The organism is Nitrososphaera sp. (assembly GCF_013388945.1).
Taxonomy (GTDB): Archaea; Thermoproteota; Nitrososphaeria; order Nitrososphaerales; family Nitrososphaeraceae; genus Nitrososphaera.
The window spans coordinates 62,289-77,626 of record NZ_JACAEH010000012.1 but is presented as its reverse complement, the minus strand read 5'-3'; the positions used below and the strand labels follow the sequence as shown (position 1 = coordinate 77,626).

The following is a 15,338-nucleotide window of genomic DNA, read 5'->3' as shown; positions in this document are numbered from 1 at the left end:
GTCCAAAATCTTGCGCGACTCTGTGCTCAGGGCGTAAAGGTCTCCGCTGTCAAGCCTTATTCCGCTTGCCTGCATGCCTGACCTGACTATGCTTTCAACTGCTGCTATCGTATCGTAGGTGTCGACCAGCAGAAAGCCTTCTGGAAATACCCTAGCAAATTCCCTGAACGACTCCATTTCACTTTCAAAGTTCATTACAAACGAGTGCGCCATCGTGCCGAACGCCGGGATTCCAAGCTTGTACGCGGCCAGCGTGTTGGAGGTGCCGGCACAGCCGCCAATATAGCTTGCACGCGCGGCGAGGAGCGCGGCCTGCGGCCCGTGCGCGCGCCTGAATCCAAACTCCACGACGTCCTTCCCGCCTGCAGCGTTGACTATCCTTGAGGCCTTGGTGGCTATGAGGCTCTGGAAGTTCATCATCGACAGGATGTACGTCTCCAGTACCTGCGCTTCTATTATCGGGGCTTCGACCCTGATAAAGGGCTCATTTGGGAAAAGCACGGTCCCCTCGCCTGCGGCCCAAACGTCGCCGGTAAACCTGAAATCCCTCAGGTAATCGAAAAATTCTTCTCCCGCATTTCGAAACGTTGCAAGCGACTTCAAGTATGCGATATTTTTGTCGGTGAACTTTAGATTCAAGATGTAGTGCAGGGTCTGCTCAAGGCCTGCGACTACCATGTACGACCTGTTGCGCGGAAGCTTTCTTACAAACGCTTCAAACACCGCCCTGCGGTCTGACTGGCCGGACTTGAGGTACGCGGCCGCCATGGTGAGCTCGTACAGGTCCGTTGCCAGGCCCAGATCGCCTGCAGAAAGGCTCAGCTCTTCAGGTTCCATCGCATTCTTACGGTCTTGGGGTGATTATTAACAGATAGGCCTTGCGCCGGCGGGACTTTCATCTCAGACTCGCAAAGATGCCGTCCAGGTATCCTGTAAGCCTCGGCTCGCCTGCATCGCGCCCTTCAAACGTCACCTTCGCCGCCGGCCTGTTTATCCTGATCCTCTTTCGAAGGTCTGCCGGCGTTCCCAAAAGCACCGCGTCGCAGTCGGCCGCGTTTATGCTCTCCTCAAGTTCCTTCATCTGCTGCGCGCTGTACCCAAGAGCGGGCATCACGTGGCCGGCCCAGGGATACTTTTCGTACGCTTTTTTTATCGACCCGACGGCTCCAGGCCTTGGGTCTGCAAGCCTGCAGCCGAGCATCTTTGCGGCTGACACGCCGGCGCCTTCCCTGAGCTCGCCGTGCGTTACCGACGGGCCGTCCTCTACAACAAGCACCCTTTTGCCCCTGACAAGCTCGGGCAGGTCGACTGACACCTCGGAGGCGACTCTGAATATCCCGGCCTTTGGGTTGAGTTTTCTGCACGACTCGGCGGTCCTTTCAACGGCCTCGGCCGCTGCGACGTTGACCTTGTTTATCACCACCGCGTCTGCGAGCCTCACGTTTACCTCGCCTGGGTGGTAGAGCGACTCGTGCCCCTGCCTCAGCGGATCTGCCACCACTATCGTGCAGTCAGCCCTGTAGAATGAAAAGTCGTTGTTGCCACCGTCCCATATTATCACGTCGGCAAGCTTTTCTGCCTGCTCCAAAATCCTGCCATAATCGACGCCGGCAAACACGTCCACACCTCTGGCGATGTGGTCTGCATACTCTTCCTCTTCTTCCACTGTTATGTCGTATTTTTTGAAGTCGCTGTAGTCTTTAAAGTGCTGGACGGCGACACGCAGGTCGCCGTAGGGCATCGGGTGCCTGACTATTACTGGCCGAAGGTCTGCCTTCCTTGCACTGTCGACTGCCATCCTCGCTATGGTGCTCTTGCCGGCGCCGGTCCTGGTTGCAAGCACCGCTATCACCGGCTTTTTTGACTCTAGCTGGGTGTCCTTTGGCCCAAGGAGCGAGAACGACGCGCCGGCTGCAATAGCTCTCGAAGCCAGGTGCATCAGGTTCTCGTACGACACGTCGCTGTACGAGAAAAAGACCTCGTCTGCCGAGTAGCGCGCTATGAGCTCTTCCAGTTTTTCCTCGCCGTAAATAGGGATGCCATCTGGATACTGCCGGCCCGCAAGCTCTGCAGGGTAAGTCCTGTTTTCAATGTATGGTATCTGCGCGGCCGTGAATGCGACGACCTGGTAGACAGGATTGTTCCGGAAATACACGTTAAAGTTATGAAAGTCCCTGCCTGCTGCACCAATGATAATAGCCCTGCGCGCCATACCGGTCATACAGGGGTTTGCTATTTTTGACTTTTCATCTGTAGATTACCGTGCCGGACTGGAGGCTTGCTGCCTGTGCCGTTTTGCGCAGGCTTGCTATGACTGCCTTGCCGCCGGTGTTTTCTGCAAACCTTACTGCTGCCCTCACTTTTGGTTCCATGCTCCCTTCCTCAAATTCCCCTGCTGCCAAGAGCTTTTTCATTTCGTCTGCGCTTGCCTTTTTCAGGAGTCTTCTTCTTCCCCAAAAATCCATGTAGACGCCCTCCACGTCTGTCAGGCTGACAAACAGCGACGCCCCTATGGCTGTCGCAAGCCGCTCGCTTGCAAGGTCCTTGTCTATGACCGCGTCGACAAACGACATGTCGCCTGTAACCGGCACGCCTCCTCCGCCGCACGCAATTACTATAAAGTCGCTGTCAACGAGCTTTTTCACGGCGCCTGCCTCAAGCACCGAAACGGGGTCTGGTGAAGGCACAACCCGCCTGTACTTTCCCGGCGATACTTCTCGGAAGGGAAACGTGCCAAGTGCTTCAAGATCGCGCTTTGCATACGTCGGCCCGACCGGCTTTGACGGGTTGCCAAGCGCAGGGTCTTTTGTGGAAACCTCTACCTTCGTGACTAGGCTTGCAATTTTTGCGTCCCTGCCAAGGCGCTCCGAAAGTGCAGCCTGGATCATGGCCCCCAGCATCCCCTGCGTCTCTGCGACGCACGCGTGGAGCGGGAGTGGCGGAACAAGGTGCGCCGCGCGTTCGTTTCTCAGCAGCGCGTCGCCGACCTGCGGCCCGTTTCCGTGGGTCACTACAAGGCGGTACTTTTTCGCAAGGTTTGCAATCCCTCTTGCGGCAGCACGCACTGCTTCATACTGCGATGAAAAAGTCCGCGACGCGGTCGTTATGGCGTTTCCGCCAAGAGCAATGACTGCTATCCTGTCTGGCAACCTGTACGTTACGGGGCCAAAGATTAATTAACAGATTGGCTCTTCACCCGCAACACGTCCTGCGCTAGCGGGATGAACGTCACACTTTCAGAACAGACAGGGCATGACGGGAAACTTGCTTTTGCCCTTTCTCGCATCGCTGCCGTCCAGTAACAGGACCGGCACAGCGCGAAAAGCACTCCACTGCCTTTACGCGTGGCCTTTTGCATGCCAGTCATGCCGCAACAGATAGAACCGGCAGCAGCACCTCTTCTTCCTGCGCGCTCATTATGCCGTCCCAGCATTCTCTGCAAAAGTCCATGTCGTCTATCAGGCGCTGTTCAAATGACAGGCGCTCAGGTTCTATTTTGCGGTGGCACATCAGGCATTCGGATGTTTTTGTTTTCATTATTCGCACTCTCTCAAGCAACTGACATGGGAAGGCCGGTCCCTTTGGGTTGGAGAAGGGGCCGATTGTTTCTGTCCCGTGTCAAGCTGCTTTGATGCACGTCTGGGGCTGGACGCTAAAAGGTGACGGTGTACCCTGCAATGCACTGCGGACGCCCTCATTAAATATCAAGCAGGCATTACAGTTGGTGACGCAGGAAAGCGTCGCAAGTCAGCAAAGGCGGTGATTTGCCGAGCAACGTTGCAGACCAAGTATGGGCTTGGTTTGTCAAAGAATCGGTAAACGCTGGCGCGTGCTCGCAGGCAAGACGGGACGTCTCGGTACGACTCGCCACGTCCGTGCAGCACCAGTGTGGGCCTACTGCGATGGTGCAAGACAGAGTTGCCGACAGGCACCACTCGACAAGCCGCATCGCCGCTGAATTCTTGCGATGCACCTGATGCTTCTGGCACGAGCCGCATTTCTGAAAAACCAATAATGAAGCCCGACACTGCAAGACATTGCAAACTGACTGGTTAAGTATCATGCGACTTGTGGCAGAACTGATGAACATCGTTTATTCCCCGTCGGGTCTGGTGACGGCAAAAACCTGCGGCTGCACAGACAGGAAGCAGGTCACTTACGCATTTTCAGCCGAACCACACAGCCTGTGTCTTGACAAGAAGGATGTCTTGGAAGCCCAGATAAGCGCGTGCGAGCGACTTTTAAAGTACACCAAGGACGCATCAGAGAAGTCGACTGTTGAAAAAGAGATATCGGAGCTCAAAATGGCTCTGGACCTGATGACCTGAGGCGAGGTGAATGCCGGGGCAGTACTTGCCACTGGAGCTTTATAACTACAGGAAATGCAAAGCCAATTTCATAATCTGCCCGTCGTGTTTCTGGTGCGCGTCGTGCCTGAAGGCAGACTATATTTTCCCGGTGTGCCTGCAGTGCAGAAACGAGATCGTCGATTCGCTGCCGATATCCGACAACGAGTTTTACAAAATAGAGCTCTGGGACAACGGGAACGTCGAGCTGGTATTTGAAAGCGCCTAGAATCATTTACATAATATAGATAGACGCGTTGTCAAGCTGGATAGGGTGCAATGCAGCGCAGTGCAAGCCCGTTACTTATCAGAAGGGCAGTGTGCATGTTATGTATGCGGATATCGAAACTCTTGGTGCCGGTAGATGGGTCAGAGCCGTCTCTAAACGCGGCCGATTGCGCTATCGAGATTGCAGGCAAAGAAAAGGCTAGACTGCACCTGAATGTAACAGGTTCAAGGGGCAGGACAGGAATAAAGAGGCTGTTACTTGGAAGCGTTGCATCAGGGGTTATAAAATATGCCGCGTGCCCCGTGCTGGTCGTAAGGTAGGTCTGCGTTGAAAGACTGGCATGCAGTGTCGGTAGAGGAGACGGAGGCCTCTCTGGAAACTGACATCCATACGGGTCTGAGCGAAGAAGAAGTTAGGCTGCGCCAGGAAAAGTTCGGCCTGAACACGATTACCGCGAGAAGGCGCAAGCATCCTCTGCTCAGGTTTGCACTCCAATTTCGCGAGCCGCTGATGTACATACTCGTGCTGGCAGGCATCGTAACTGCCTTTCTTGAAGAATGGGTTGACTCGGGCGTGATTTTCGGCGTCGTCGTGGTAAACGCGGCCGTGGGCTTTGTCCAAGAAACGCGAGCGGGAAAGGCACTTGAGGCCCTTGTAAGGATGGTGACGACGGAGGCGACGGTTGTTCGCTCCGGAGTCAAGAAACGCATTTCGTCAACGGAGCTGGTGCCGGGCGACATCGTCATGGTGCGGTCCGGCGACAAGGTCCCTGCAGACCTTAGACTGTTCAGGAGCCGGGAGCTGCAAATTGACGAGTCTGCGCTCACAGGCGAATCTGTTGCAGTGGAAAAAAAGACGGACGTGCTGAAACTGTCAACCGTCCTTGCGGACAGGAAAAACATGGCGTATTCCGGCACCCTTGTAGCCTCGGGTCAGGGGACCGGCGTGGTGGTAGCAACCGGGGACCGCACGCAGACCGGGCAGATATCTGAGAGCATATCGGCTGTGCAGGAAATTGCCACTCCGTTTACACGAAAAATCGCCAAGTTCAGCAAGGTTCTTCTGTATTTCATAATCGCCCTTTCGGCTGCGGCGTTTGTGGTAGGTGTCGCCAGAAATGACAGTGCACTTGAAGAGACGTTCCTGTATGCGGTTGCACTGGCAGTGGCTGCTATACCTGAAGGGCTTCCTGCAGCCATCACCATCACCCTTGCGATAGGTGTAAGCCGAATGGCAAAGCGCCACGCCATCATACGCAAGCTCCCTGCGGTAGAGACGCTTGGCAGTACTACAGTAATCTGTTCTGACAAGACCGGCACCCTGACTGAAAACCAGATGACTGTGGCAGAGATATACGCCGGCAGGACAGCCTACAAAGTCTCAGGCACGGGATACCAGCCGGAAGGCACGGTAACCCGGGAAGATGGAAAAGATCTTCAGAATGACAAGTCCTTGGGCGAGTGCCTTGCTGCAGGACTCCTGTGCAATGATTCGCATCTGATACTGGAAGATGACCGGTGGGAGTCCTCCGGTGACCCGACTGAAGTGGCGCTCATAGTCTCTGCCAGAAAGGCCGGGCTCTCGGAGGGTGATGTGGGCACGCACTTTCCGCGCATAGACACCATACCCTTTGAATCGCACTTGCAGTACATGGCCACTCTTCACGAAGCCGGGAACAAGAACGTCGTGTACGTCAAGGGTGCCGTTGAAAAGGTGAGCCAGATGTGTACCTTTCTGGCGATAGGCGGGCAGGCCGGGCTGACCGAGACTCGCATGACTACCGATGACGTAGAGGAGATACTGGGCAAGGCCAGGGAGATGGGCCGCAAAGGACTCAGAGTTCTTGCGTTTGCCAGAAAGGATGTGTCATCTGCCAAGAAGGCACTCGCAGCTGATGATGTTGATTCAGGATTTGTCTTTCTGGGACTTCAGGCAATGCTGGACCCTCCCCGGAAGGACGCCGTGACGGCTGTGCAGACATGTCAGAGAGCCGGCATCAAAGTGAAAATGATCACCGGAGACAACGTACACACCGCCACCATAATAGCCCAACAAATAGGGCTGAATAACCATTTGAAAGATGGAGATAGGGACGCCATAGTCGCAGTCACGGGCTACGAGCTCCAGGAATATTCTGAATCCGAGCTGGCCGACGTGGTCGAGAGGGCCAACGTCTTTGCAAGAGTATCGCCGGAACAAAAACTGCAGCTAGTAAAGTATCTGCAGGCAAAAGGCCATGTTGTCGCAGTGACTGGAGACGGCGTAAACGATGCGCCCGCGCTAAAGCAGGCGGATATAGGCATAGCTATGGGCATCAGGGGGACCGAGGTGGCCAAGGAAGCGGCTGATATGGTGCTGACAGACGACAATTTCGCTTCCATTGAATCTGCAGTCGAGGAAGGGCGCGGGATATTCGACAACCTCACCAAGTTTATCACGTGGACCCTTCCAACCAACTTTGGCGAGACCCTCATCATAATCACTGCTATATTTGCGGGGCTTACGCTTCCGATGCTGCCTGTCCAGATTCTGTGGATAAATATGACTACTGCTCTGGCGCTTGGAATGATGCTTATCTTTGAGCCAAAGGAAGCCGACATCATGCGACGAAAGCCCCGCAAGCCCGACGCCCCGATATTGGGGCGCGTAATGGTGGAGCGCATCATTCTCGTCAGCGGGATGATACTTGTAGGCGTATTCGGACTTTTTGTCTGGGAGCAGAGTAATGGGGCAAGCCTTGACGAAGCAAGGACCGTTGCCGTGAATGCCATCATTATGATAGAGCTCTTTTACCTGCTCAATTCCCGGTCCCTGTCCAGTTCGATGTTCAAGATAGGGGTGTTTTCAAACAAGTGGGTGGTCATAGGCATTGCGTTGATGATAGCGCTCCAGATGGCGTACACGTACATACCTACAATGAATGTCCTTTTCAAGAGCTCTCCGATATCTCTAGAATCGTGGATCAAGATACTCGGCGTTGCTTTCCTGACCTGCATCATAGTGGAAATAGAGAAATGGATGTTGAGGAAGATTACACGCCGCAGGACTGAGAGGACTGCAGAACCTGGGGAATCGGCCTAATAAAATGCCTGCGTACACCGGAATCTATTCTAGAACGTCAACCAACATACTTGACCACCGTCTCGACGACTTCGACTATCCTTGCCTTTCCTATCATGCCCTTGTACTCGTCAAGATAGATTGCCATGTTTTCCTGCGTGTTGAAGTAAAAGGGCCCGAAATCCACCCACTCGCCGAACCTGTCCTTTGTCTGAATCTTGTACCTCTTGCCTATTACCTCGCCCTTTTCAGGCATACTAAAGTCAATTCTTTTGTTTGATTTATCCATATCTCTCCTAGCCTGGCCTGTGCGGGTGCTCCGGTGGCACAAACGTCCCCGACCCGAACCTCTCGCGCGCCTTTTCGATTATCTCCTGTTCTGTCTGGCATCCCTTGATGCAGTCAGCTATGTACAGGCCAAGAGCCGTGAGCCTGACCTTGCTACTTAGAAACTGCTGAAAGTAGGTATCGCCTGCCTCGAGCATGGCTTCCGGGGTCGTGATGGCCTTTGGCATCGTCTCCTTGTCCATCTCTATCACGCCTTCGGCCAGGGCGTGGTTGATGTCCTGCTTTGTCAGGCCCGACTCGAGAAGCTCCAGGATCGAAAGATTTGCGATGTCAAGGACCGTGACAACCTTGACTATTACGGGGTCCCTCAGAAGTTTAGTGAGGGTTTCAATATCGACCTGCTTTTTTTCGCTCACAAAGAAATCATCGGCTTTCTTCCTAAAAGGCATTTTGAATAAACCCGGTTGTAGTGCATTACAGTGCATTCCTAGTCCTTATGTGGCTCCGGCCTGTCTCTGGAACTAAATGGCACAGGTTCATGCCAAGACGATACTGTCAGACTGCCAGTACAACATCGTCAAGCAGCTCGAAAAAGAACTCCAGTTCCTCTGGTGCGTCGACGGCTACATCAAAGACGCCGAAAGAGAAGGCAACACCAAATGCGCCAAGGCATTCCGTGAGATAAAGGCCGACGAGGAAAAGCACGCCAGGATGCTCAAGGGGCTGCTTTCAGACTTTCAGAAATCCGGCAAGTAAAAACCCAAGCGGGCTTCGTGCCCCTCCCCTTTTTGTTAGAACCCTGCTTTCTTGAGCTTTGATCCGCAGTTGGGGCACGCCGCCTTGTCGTGCTTCGTCCCGCAGTTCATGCAGTAGTACTCGACGCTCTTCTGGCCTCCAAACCCTCCCCCAAAGAAAGAGCCCTGGCCCATGCCTATCCTGCGCATGTAGCGCCTGCGCCGGTACATCGAAAGCCCGATGATGACTGCGATGAGTATGCCAAACGAAGCCGGCCACGGCAGGCCGGCCATCTGGGCGCCTATCGAGATGGCTATGCTTATCGCAAAGTAGACGCCGAGCCACATCATCTGGCTCATGATGAACTTTTTCGTGTTGCCGTCCATTGCGCCAGCTTACGATAGGCGCGCTTGCTTATAATTATGCGGTGCCCGCCCCGCAAATGGAGCCACAAAGGGGAAAAGGAGGCGGGCCCGCTTGCTGCATACCCAGGGCTGCCCCGGAGACCTCGACATGGAATCCGCCCGGGGCTTTTTTTGGGTTGGTGCCTGGATACGACATGCTGACATCAGGCGCGCCAAGTTATAACGAGTGCGTGTACACTGCCCTGCATTTTAGGCCTGCGCGACCGCGGGCTGGACTGTAGAGTGCCCCGACAGCGATTCGTGCGCGCGTGCGTCACCTTCAGAGAGGAACAGCATGCTGCAGGTGTCGCAGTAAAACAGCTTGTCCTGATCGGAAACTGTTTCGGCGCCTGCCGCCATGGAGCAGAGTCCCTCTGCCAAAGCTATAAGCTCTTTGGGTTGGGATTGTAGACGCGCCGGGGAAAAGGCGTTCACCCCGGGACAAAGTCCATTATCGTGCGCTGCGCCTCCAGTGTCCGCGCAGGCACAAGGTTTGTGACTTTCAGGCCTACTTTTCTGATGGGCCGGCCCGCAAAAGAGAACCTGTCTGCAAGCTGCGGGATTGCAGAGGCTATCGACTCCCTCTGCGACTGGGGCGACTGGAACGACACCTCGCGCGTCTCGATGGAAAAGTCAGACCTGACTACCTTGACGCCGACTGTGCGAAAGAGGTATCCGCGCTTTGCCACCCTGCGGTAGACCTCGTCGATAAGGCCGTTCAGGTGCGTCACGACCTCGTCCCTACTCTTTGCATACAATTCAAGGCTGTGCTCCGTGCTTATTGATACATAGTCGTCCCGGGGCACGACCGGCGCGTCGTCGGCGCCGGTAGCAACCTTCCACATCCACGCGCCGTTTCTGCCGAACCTTGACACCAGCTTTTGCACATCGCACGAGGCAAGCTGGCCGACTGTCTCTATGCCCATCCTTTTCAGCTCCTGCTGCGTCTTGGGGCCGATGCCTGAAATCCTGCCCACTTCAAGCGGCGCAAGAAAGTCGTGCACCCTTTCAGGATGGACCACGGTGGTGCCGTCCGGCTTTCTAAAGTCGGACGCGACCTTGGCGCAGGATTTGGACGGGGCGACGCCGACAGAGCACAGCAGACCGCACTGCTCTCTGACTGCGCGCTTTATCTTCAGGGCGTACTGGCGGGGGCCTGACCCTTCAGCCTTTTTGGTACAGTCGAGGTACGCCTCGTCGATGCTTGCCTGCTCTATCACGTCTGCAAGCTGGGATATCACTGACATCACCTTCTCAGATACCTGCTTGTAGTAGCCCATGTCCACCGGCCTGAGCACCAGGTCGGGGCAGAGTGCAAGAGCCCTTGAAAGCGGCATCGCAGACCTTACTCCGTACTTTCTTGCCGAGTACGAGCACGACGACACGACGCCCCTTGTTATGCTGCCCGCCGGCTGGTCAGTCATTATCACTGCGTGCGGCCTGCCTGCAAGCGAGGGCTCGCGCAGCTCCTCGCACGACGGGTAGAACGCGTTGAGGTCGACGCAAGCCACCATCCTGCCGGTCCATGGGCCCTCGCTCAGCACCGGCGCCGGCGCAGGGAGAGGCCCGGAATATTTTTTCTCGGACATGCCAAGCGCCTTTAGAGCCGCGTTTGCAAGCGCGGGCGCCGGCGCAGCTATTGCGACTGCCTCTATCCTCCTGTCGTCAAGCGCTTCTCTTGCGGCCTTTTCCACCCACTCGTGCCACCTGTCGCCTCCAAGCCGCAGGTAGATTGTGTCTGCCGTGACTTCGGCGTGCGGCGTCCCGCGCTTGCCTGCGTCCCAGCAGAGGGCCGCGCCGTGCCTCCTGAGTATGCTGTAGCCTGCGTCCTGAAACCACGACGGGTGCGAAAACTCGACCACTGCAGAGTAGCCGTGGTACGTGCACGCGCCAAGCGTTTTTTCAAGCCATTCTTTGCCGTCTGTCAAGTCCGTGCCGGGCGGCGTCTGCAGTACAACTGCCAGCACCTTTTCTTCAACGTCCTTCAGGCTTTCAAGAAAGTGCCCGAGCGTCCCGTCGTCCAGAGCCTGCCTCGGCATTCTTATCGCAAACCGAAAGCCCTCCGGGGTCTCGCGGGCCCACCGGGCAAGGGAGAACCTGTAGGTAGCCGGCAATCCCACTTCTACAAAGTCAAAGACGCGCGAGTAGTACGACAGGTACTCCTTTGGGTCTGCAGGAGCAGGATAGAACCCCTGCTCCCTTGCCGCAGACCTCCAGCCCGTACAGCCCACAAAATACCTCATGCGCGCAAGCTTTCCTGCCTCGATTGCTTATAACAGAAGGAGCACGGAAGGGGGAGGGGGTGTCAGGCGGCGCTTGCCGGCATACGCTCGGCAGCCTCTATAACAGGATGGCACGAATAGCAGTAGCTGCACTTCAGGCACGCGTGGGGCGTCCTCTTGCCGCACCACCTGCATTCAACGTACCTTTCCCTGATGGGCGTGAGGTATTCGTGCATCATTAGTTAATTGACGAACCGGCTAAATGACCTTTGCCCTCTCAAGGGTTCAAATACCGCCCCTGCCTGACAAGACGCATGCCTACTGCCAAGATTCAGACAAAACAAGGCGACATTGAAATCGAGTTTTTCCCAGACGTTGCGCCCAAGCACGTGGAGAACTTCAAAAAGCTTGCGTCGTCCGGCTTTTTCGACGGCTCACTTTTCCACAGGATTGTTCCCGGGTTTGTCATACAGGGAGGCGACCCGCTGACCAAGAGCGCTGCCAACAAGGGCAGGTGGGGCACCGGCGGGCCTGGCTGGAACGTCAAGGCAGAGTTCAACAAAAAGCCGCACTCGCGGGGCGTGCTCTCTATGGCGCGCGCAATGGACCCAAACAGCGCAGGCTCGCAGTTCTTTATTGTTCTAAAGGACTCGAATTTCCTTGACGGCCAGTACACCGTGTTTGGCAAGGTCAAGTCCGGCATGGACGTGGTTGACAAGATAGCCGCGCTGAAAACAGACGCAAACGACGCGCCGCAGGACCCGGAGCAGGCAAGGATGACAAAAGTAACGTACAGCGACTAGCTAGAGCCTGCAATCATGGCCTTTATCATGGCCACCCACGCCCTTTTGTTCATGGCGTCGCTCATCCCTATCATCCTGTTGATGGCAAGGCCGTCGTAGAGCGCAACGAGCGCGACTGCAATTCCATTTACGTCAACGTCTTTTCTTATGAACCCGTCTTCTGATTTCTTCTTTATTTCCTGCAGGACATGGTCGTGGACTTTCTGGCGGTACTCGTGCATGGCCTTTCGCAGGCGCGGGTTTCTCGCAGACTCTACCACCATCTCGAGGATTATCCTGTCGTTGCCACGCTCCCTGCGGCGGATGTTGTCATAGATCTGTTCGGCGTCTGAAGCCGCGTTCTCTTTTTTCGTAAACAGCTTCGAGTCGTCGTCCTTGCCCTCCTCCATGCTGTGCTCGCAGATCCCGAAAAAGAGGTCCTCCTTGCTCTTGAAGTACAAATAGAGGGTGCCCTTGCTCAGGCCCAGTCTCTTGGCGATGTCGTCCATCTTTGTCTTGTCATAGCCTGTCTGGGCAAAGCTCTCCATGGCGGCGCGGATTATGCGCCCCCTTACCTCGCTCTTGTGCAGCTCTGTTACCTTTGGACACATGCCTGATCCCCCACCCTGTCCCGCGTCATGATATGAGACAGCGGTTAATAAGTATACTGACTCGCCAGTCAGTTTTCACAGGCACACAGCATATTAGTGGCTAGAGAGTTGCGTGGATCCGCTCAACAATTGACGTTTGCACGCTCGCTCAAGGCGCTCAACATGGTCGAGAGCGCCGGCATTGGCGCAACTGCTGCTTTCATGTCGCTTTTTGCAAACATGCTTACAAACTCCTACATCCTTGTGGGCTCTATTGTTGCAGGCTACGGCCTTGCCCAGGCGCTTTCATACGCTTACTTTGCCAAGATATACGACAGAAAGGGTCCTGCAAGCAGGCTCACGCTGATAAGGCTGGGCTATCTGCTGTGCGCGGCCGCGTTCTTTCTGCACCTTGCAGCAGTCGACGGGCTGTCGCTTTTTGCAATCCGGGTGTTTGCAGGGCTTGCCACAGGCATTTACGCCGGCGCGCTAATCGCCAAGTCGTACGAGGCGACGCACAAAAAGCTGGCCCTTGCAGGCATAATCTCGTTTGGGTCGCTTGGCTGGGTAATGGGCGCATTTGGGGCCGGCGCCCTGAAAGAGATGTTTGGCGGCGACACGAACATCGTGTTTGCGCTGTCCGGCTTCATGTTCCTGGCAGGCTTTGTAGTGTCGATGCGCATGAAAGCAGACGAGCCTGTGCCGCCTGCGGCGGAGGGGATGGCAAAGGTGACGAACCTGCGCACCACCCTTGAGCTCTTCCGGCACAACAGGACGGTCTACACCTCGTTTTTCCTGCGCCAGCTTGGGGCAAGCGCGGTGTGGAGCATCTTTCCAATCTTCTTGGCAAGCGAGCTTGGCGCAGGCGACTTTGCCATAGGCGCCATATACTCAACAAACGCCATCACGCAGTTTGTGTTCATGAACCGCTTCGGGCATTTCATCCAGTCAAACTATTACCGGTCGATACAGCTTGGAGCCATGCTTTCTGCAGTAGTCTTTGGGCTGTATTTCATATCGCAGACGTACCTGCACGCCTTTCCGATACAGGTCATGCTCGGCGTCTCGTGGAGCGCGCTGTACATAGGCTCGCTCCTCTTCTTGCTTGACCGGAACGGAGAAAAGGCGACTTCAAGCGCGCTGCTCGAATCCATGATTAGCATCGGGGCAATCATAGGGCCGCTTGCAGGCGGCGTCATAGCGGAACTTTTCGGGATAAGGTCGGTGTTTGTCTTTGCGCTTGCAATCACGCTTTGCTCTTTTGCGATGTCAAGGACCCTGAAGGGGCAGACCGCTGCCGCAGACGCGGCCGAGAAACTGACGAGATCTGGAAAAGATCTGGAAAAACTGTTTTAATAATAATCCGACCTTCTGCTCCCATGAAGAGGAGCATCCTGATAGCAATCATCGTGGCTGCAGTCGTCGTGCCTGGCGCGGTCTATGCTGTCTCGCCGTATTTCACGGAAACCATGATAGACGAGCCGGCGCCTGTCGCCACGTCTGGCGACAGCAGTACTGAGTCGATGGAAAAAGATGACGCGATGGCAGATGACGAGGCGATGATGGAAAAAGACGGCGATGCAATGATGGACAAGAGCGACGACGCGATTATGGATGACGCCATGACAAAAGAGCTGAGCGGCGGGTTCCAGGGCGCGGGCGACGGCATACACAACGCGTCTGGCAAGGCGACTGTGCTGTACCTCGAGGACGGCAGCGCTGTCCTGCGCTTTGAGAACTTTCGCGTGACTAACGGGCCGGACCTCTACGTCTACCTGTCGACTGACAGGGGCGCGTCTGACTACGTCGACCTTGGAAGGCTCAAGGCAAACAGCGGCAACCAGAACTACGAGCTGCCTGACGGGGTGGACCTGTCAAAGTACGACAACGTCATAATCTGGTGCAAGTCGTTCAGCGTGTACTTTGGCGGCGCAGAGCTCGGCTCTGCGTAGCCCCTACTTTTTTATCCTGTCCAAAAGCCGCGGGTTGTCCAAGAACGCGTTGTTGTACGCCTCCTCGCTCAGCTTGTCGGCCTCGCGGTTTTCTTCCCTCGGGATCCACCCAAATGAAATGTCTGCAAACTTTTTTGCCAAGAGCGCCGCCTTTTGAAACAGCGGAACGATTGCCTTTGCCTTTACCTTGAACTCGCCCCTCATCTGGCTTATCACGAGCTTGGAATCTCCCCTCACGCGGACAGGCTCGCGCTCTTTTCCGTTTGAGACGAGCCACTCAAGCGCCCTGATGAGGGCAGTGTACTCGGCGACATTGTTGGTTGCCCCCTTTGAGAACGGCTCGGCAGCAAGCCCTCTGTCTTTGCGGAGGACCCTTCCCTCGCTTTTTATGAGAAAAGCGTAGCAGGCAATGCCTCCCGGGTTTATTGGCTGGCACAGCCCGTCAAAGTAGACCTGTATCTCTGCCAACAGCCATCATTGTTGCCGCCTCGTTATCACTCTATCTCATGTTCTCGACGGCTTCCTTTGCCTCGTCGCCGATGCTCTTGGCGCCTTTCGCTATGTTCTCGACGACCGGGTTCTGCCCAAGCTTCTCGACTCCCTGGGCAATGCCGGAGAAAAACGTCTCCCACCCAAGACCGATTATCGCCAGTACGACGATCCCAATGACTATCCACGTCACCAGGCCCATGTGCCGGCTTGCCTGTTTTTCGTATTAAGAATTGAGGAG

At 55.5% G+C, this 15,338-nt stretch carries 21 protein-coding genes; 8 read left to right on the top strand and 13 right to left on the bottom strand.

Annotation, left to right across the window (positions count from 1 at the left end):
- The 4 genes from pncB to HXY31_RS07045 form a co-directional block, all read right to left on the bottom strand.
- Positions 1-837: nicotinate phosphoribosyltransferase (gene pncB, locus HXY31_RS07060; protein WP_292641325.1), on the bottom strand; the 837-nt coding region annotated here is incomplete at its 3' end.
- A gap of 58 nt (positions 838-895) precedes the next feature.
- On the bottom strand, positions 896-2,212 hold the full coding sequence (locus HXY31_RS07055) for a GTP-binding protein (RefSeq protein WP_292641322.1): 1,317 nt from the start codon (positions 2,210-2,212) through the stop codon (positions 896-898).
- Between the two features lie 34 nt (positions 2,213-2,246).
- Positions 2,247-3,149, bottom strand: a complete 903-nt coding sequence (locus HXY31_RS07050; RefSeq protein WP_292641320.1) for a carbamate kinase — start codon at positions 3,147-3,149, stop codon at positions 2,247-2,249.
- Between the two features lie 214 nt (positions 3,150-3,363).
- Positions 3,364-3,537 carry a hypothetical protein gene (locus HXY31_RS07045; RefSeq protein ID WP_292641318.1) on the bottom strand — a complete coding sequence of 58 codons (174 nt, stop codon included), beginning with the start codon at positions 3,535-3,537 and terminating at the stop codon, positions 3,364-3,366.
- Between the two features lie 524 nt (positions 3,538-4,061).
- Here HXY31_RS07045 and HXY31_RS07040 point away from each other — a divergent pair.
- The 4 genes from HXY31_RS07040 to HXY31_RS07025 all read left to right on the top strand — a co-directional run bounded on the left by HXY31_RS07040 (position 4,062) and on the right by HXY31_RS07025 (position 7,656).
- The gene (locus tag HXY31_RS07040) at positions 4,062-4,328 is read left to right on the top strand and encodes a hypothetical protein (RefSeq protein WP_292641315.1); all 267 of its coding nucleotides are present in this window, start codon (positions 4,062-4,064) and stop codon (positions 4,326-4,328) included.
- 10 nt (positions 4,329-4,338) lie between these two features.
- Positions 4,339-4,575: a hypothetical protein gene (locus HXY31_RS07035; RefSeq protein ID WP_292641312.1), complete on the top strand. Its 237-nt coding sequence runs from the start codon at positions 4,339-4,341 to the stop codon at positions 4,573-4,575.
- A 104-nt stretch (positions 4,576-4,679) separates the two neighbouring features.
- Positions 4,680-4,895 carry a universal stress protein gene (locus tag HXY31_RS07030; RefSeq protein WP_292641311.1) on the top strand — a complete coding sequence of 72 codons (216 nt, stop codon included), beginning with the start codon at positions 4,680-4,682 and terminating at the stop codon, positions 4,893-4,895.
- Positions 4,896-4,902: 7 nt separating this feature from the next.
- Entirely contained in the window at positions 4,903-7,656 is a 2,754-nt protein-coding gene (locus HXY31_RS07025) for an HAD-IC family P-type ATPase (RefSeq protein ID WP_292641308.1), read from the top strand.
- A gap of 37 nt (positions 7,657-7,693) precedes the next feature.
- On the opposite strand, the gene HXY31_RS07020 is transcribed toward HXY31_RS07025, so the two are convergent.
- Positions 7,694-7,891, bottom strand: a complete 198-nt coding sequence (locus HXY31_RS07020) for a hypothetical protein (protein WP_292641306.1) — start codon at positions 7,889-7,891, stop codon at positions 7,694-7,696.
- Positions 7,892-7,931: 40 nt separating this feature from the next.
- Positions 7,932-8,339, bottom strand: a complete 408-nt coding sequence (locus HXY31_RS07015) for a hypothetical protein (protein ID WP_292641303.1) — start codon at positions 8,337-8,339, stop codon at positions 7,932-7,934.
- A gap of 109 nt (positions 8,340-8,448) precedes the next feature.
- On the opposite strand from HXY31_RS07015, the gene HXY31_RS07010 reads away from it, so the two are divergent.
- Positions 8,449-8,679 (top strand): ferritin family protein, encoded by a 231-nt coding sequence (locus tag HXY31_RS07010; protein WP_292641300.1) that lies wholly within the window; start codon positions 8,449-8,451, stop codon positions 8,677-8,679.
- Positions 8,680-8,714: 35 nt separating this feature from the next.
- Here the strand turns inward: HXY31_RS07010 and HXY31_RS07005 are convergent, their stop codons facing one another.
- The 4 genes from HXY31_RS07005 to HXY31_RS06990 form a co-directional block, all read right to left on the bottom strand.
- Entirely contained in the window at positions 8,715-9,044 is a 330-nt protein-coding gene (locus tag HXY31_RS07005; protein WP_292641297.1) for a hypothetical protein, read from the bottom strand.
- Positions 9,045-9,272: 228 nt separating this feature from the next.
- A complete protein-coding gene (locus tag HXY31_RS07000; RefSeq protein ID WP_292641294.1) occupies positions 9,273-9,422 on the bottom strand; it encodes a hypothetical protein in 150 nt (49 codons plus the stop codon).
- 71 nt (positions 9,423-9,493) lie between these two features.
- The gene (gene dinB, locus HXY31_RS06995; RefSeq protein ID WP_292641291.1) at positions 9,494-11,305 is read right to left on the bottom strand and encodes a DNA polymerase IV; all 1,812 of its coding nucleotides are present in this window, start codon (positions 11,303-11,305) and stop codon (positions 9,494-9,496) included.
- A gap of 62 nt (positions 11,306-11,367) precedes the next feature.
- On the bottom strand, positions 11,368-11,520 hold the full coding sequence (locus HXY31_RS06990) for a hypothetical protein (RefSeq protein WP_292641289.1): 153 nt from the start codon (positions 11,518-11,520) through the stop codon (positions 11,368-11,370).
- A gap of 78 nt (positions 11,521-11,598) precedes the next feature.
- Here HXY31_RS06990 and HXY31_RS06985 point away from each other — a divergent pair, with 78 nt between their 5' ends.
- Complete coding sequence (locus HXY31_RS06985; RefSeq protein ID WP_292641287.1) at positions 11,599-12,087, top strand: peptidylprolyl isomerase; 489 nt, start codon at positions 11,599-11,601, stop codon at positions 12,085-12,087.
- Here HXY31_RS06985 and HXY31_RS06980 read toward each other — a convergent pair.
- Positions 12,084-12,677: a TetR/AcrR family transcriptional regulator gene (locus tag HXY31_RS06980; RefSeq protein WP_292641285.1), complete on the bottom strand. Its 594-nt coding sequence runs from the start codon at positions 12,675-12,677 to the stop codon at positions 12,084-12,086. The two genes, HXY31_RS06985 and HXY31_RS06980, sit on opposite strands and share 4 nt — an antisense overlap.
- A 129-nt stretch (positions 12,678-12,806) precedes the next feature.
- On the opposite strand from HXY31_RS06980, the gene HXY31_RS06975 reads away from it, so the two are divergent.
- On the top strand, positions 12,807-14,012 hold the full coding sequence (locus tag HXY31_RS06975; protein ID WP_292641282.1) for an MFS transporter: 1,206 nt from the start codon (positions 12,807-12,809) through the stop codon (positions 14,010-14,012).
- A gap of 23 nt (positions 14,013-14,035) precedes the next feature.
- Positions 14,036-14,608, top strand: a complete 573-nt coding sequence (locus HXY31_RS06970; RefSeq protein ID WP_292641280.1) for a DM13 domain-containing protein — start codon at positions 14,036-14,038, stop codon at positions 14,606-14,608.
- 3 nt (positions 14,609-14,611) lie between these two features.
- Here the strand turns inward: HXY31_RS06970 and rnhA are convergent, their stop codons facing one another.
- Together rnhA and HXY31_RS06960 are read right to left on the bottom strand one after the other, a co-directional pair.
- Positions 14,612-15,076, bottom strand: coding sequence for a ribonuclease HI (gene rnhA, locus HXY31_RS06965; RefSeq protein WP_292641278.1), 465 nt, complete (start codon positions 15,074-15,076; stop codon positions 14,612-14,614).
- Between the two features lie 31 nt (positions 15,077-15,107).
- Positions 15,108-15,299 (bottom strand): hypothetical protein, encoded by a 192-nt coding sequence (locus HXY31_RS06960; protein ID WP_292641276.1) that lies wholly within the window; start codon positions 15,297-15,299, stop codon positions 15,108-15,110.
- Positions 15,300-15,338: the final 39 nt, after the last annotated feature.

Excerpts from the sequence above, each read along its gene's own strand:
- HXY31_RS07055 (WP_292641322.1), bottom strand. The coding sequence starts at position 2,212 with ATGGCGCGCAGGGCTATTATCATTGGTGCAGCAGGCAGGGACTTTCAT.
- HXY31_RS07045 (WP_292641318.1), bottom strand. The coding sequence starts at position 3,537 with ATGAAAACAAAAACATCCGAATGCCTGATGTGCCACCGCAAAATAGAA.
- HXY31_RS07040 (WP_292641315.1), top strand. The coding sequence starts at position 4,062 with ATGCGACTTGTGGCAGAACTGATGAACATCGTTTATTCCCCGTCGGGT.
- HXY31_RS07035 (WP_292641312.1), top strand. The coding sequence starts at position 4,339 with ATGCCGGGGCAGTACTTGCCACTGGAGCTTTATAACTACAGGAAATGC.
- HXY31_RS07030 (WP_292641311.1), top strand. The coding sequence starts at position 4,680 with ATGCGGATATCGAAACTCTTGGTGCCGGTAGATGGGTCAGAGCCGTCT.
- HXY31_RS07020 (WP_292641306.1), bottom strand. The coding sequence starts at position 7,891 with ATGCCTGAAAAGGGCGAGGTAATAGGCAAGAGGTACAAGATTCAGACA.
- HXY31_RS07010 (WP_292641300.1), top strand. The coding sequence starts at position 8,449 with ATGGCACAGGTTCATGCCAAGACGATACTGTCAGACTGCCAGTACAAC.
- HXY31_RS07005 (WP_292641297.1), bottom strand. The coding sequence starts at position 9,044 with ATGGACGGCAACACGAAAAAGTTCATCATGAGCCAGATGATGTGGCTC.
- HXY31_RS07000 (WP_292641294.1), bottom strand. The coding sequence starts at position 9,422 with ATGGCGGCAGGCGCCGAAACAGTTTCCGATCAGGACAAGCTGTTTTAC.
- dinB (WP_292641291.1), bottom strand. The coding sequence starts at position 11,305 with ATGAGGTATTTTGTGGGCTGTACGGGCTGGAGGTCTGCGGCAAGGGAG.
- HXY31_RS06990 (WP_292641289.1), bottom strand. The coding sequence starts at position 11,520 with ATGCACGAATACCTCACGCCCATCAGGGAAAGGTACGTTGAATGCAGG.
- HXY31_RS06985 (WP_292641287.1), top strand. The coding sequence starts at position 11,599 with ATGCCTACTGCCAAGATTCAGACAAAACAAGGCGACATTGAAATCGAG.
- HXY31_RS06980 (WP_292641285.1), bottom strand. The coding sequence starts at position 12,677 with ATGTGTCCAAAGGTAACAGAGCTGCACAAGAGCGAGGTAAGGGGGCGC.
- HXY31_RS06970 (WP_292641280.1), top strand. The coding sequence starts at position 14,036 with ATGAAGAGGAGCATCCTGATAGCAATCATCGTGGCTGCAGTCGTCGTG.
- HXY31_RS06960 (WP_292641276.1), bottom strand. The coding sequence starts at position 15,299 with ATGGGCCTGGTGACGTGGATAGTCATTGGGATCGTCGTACTGGCGATA.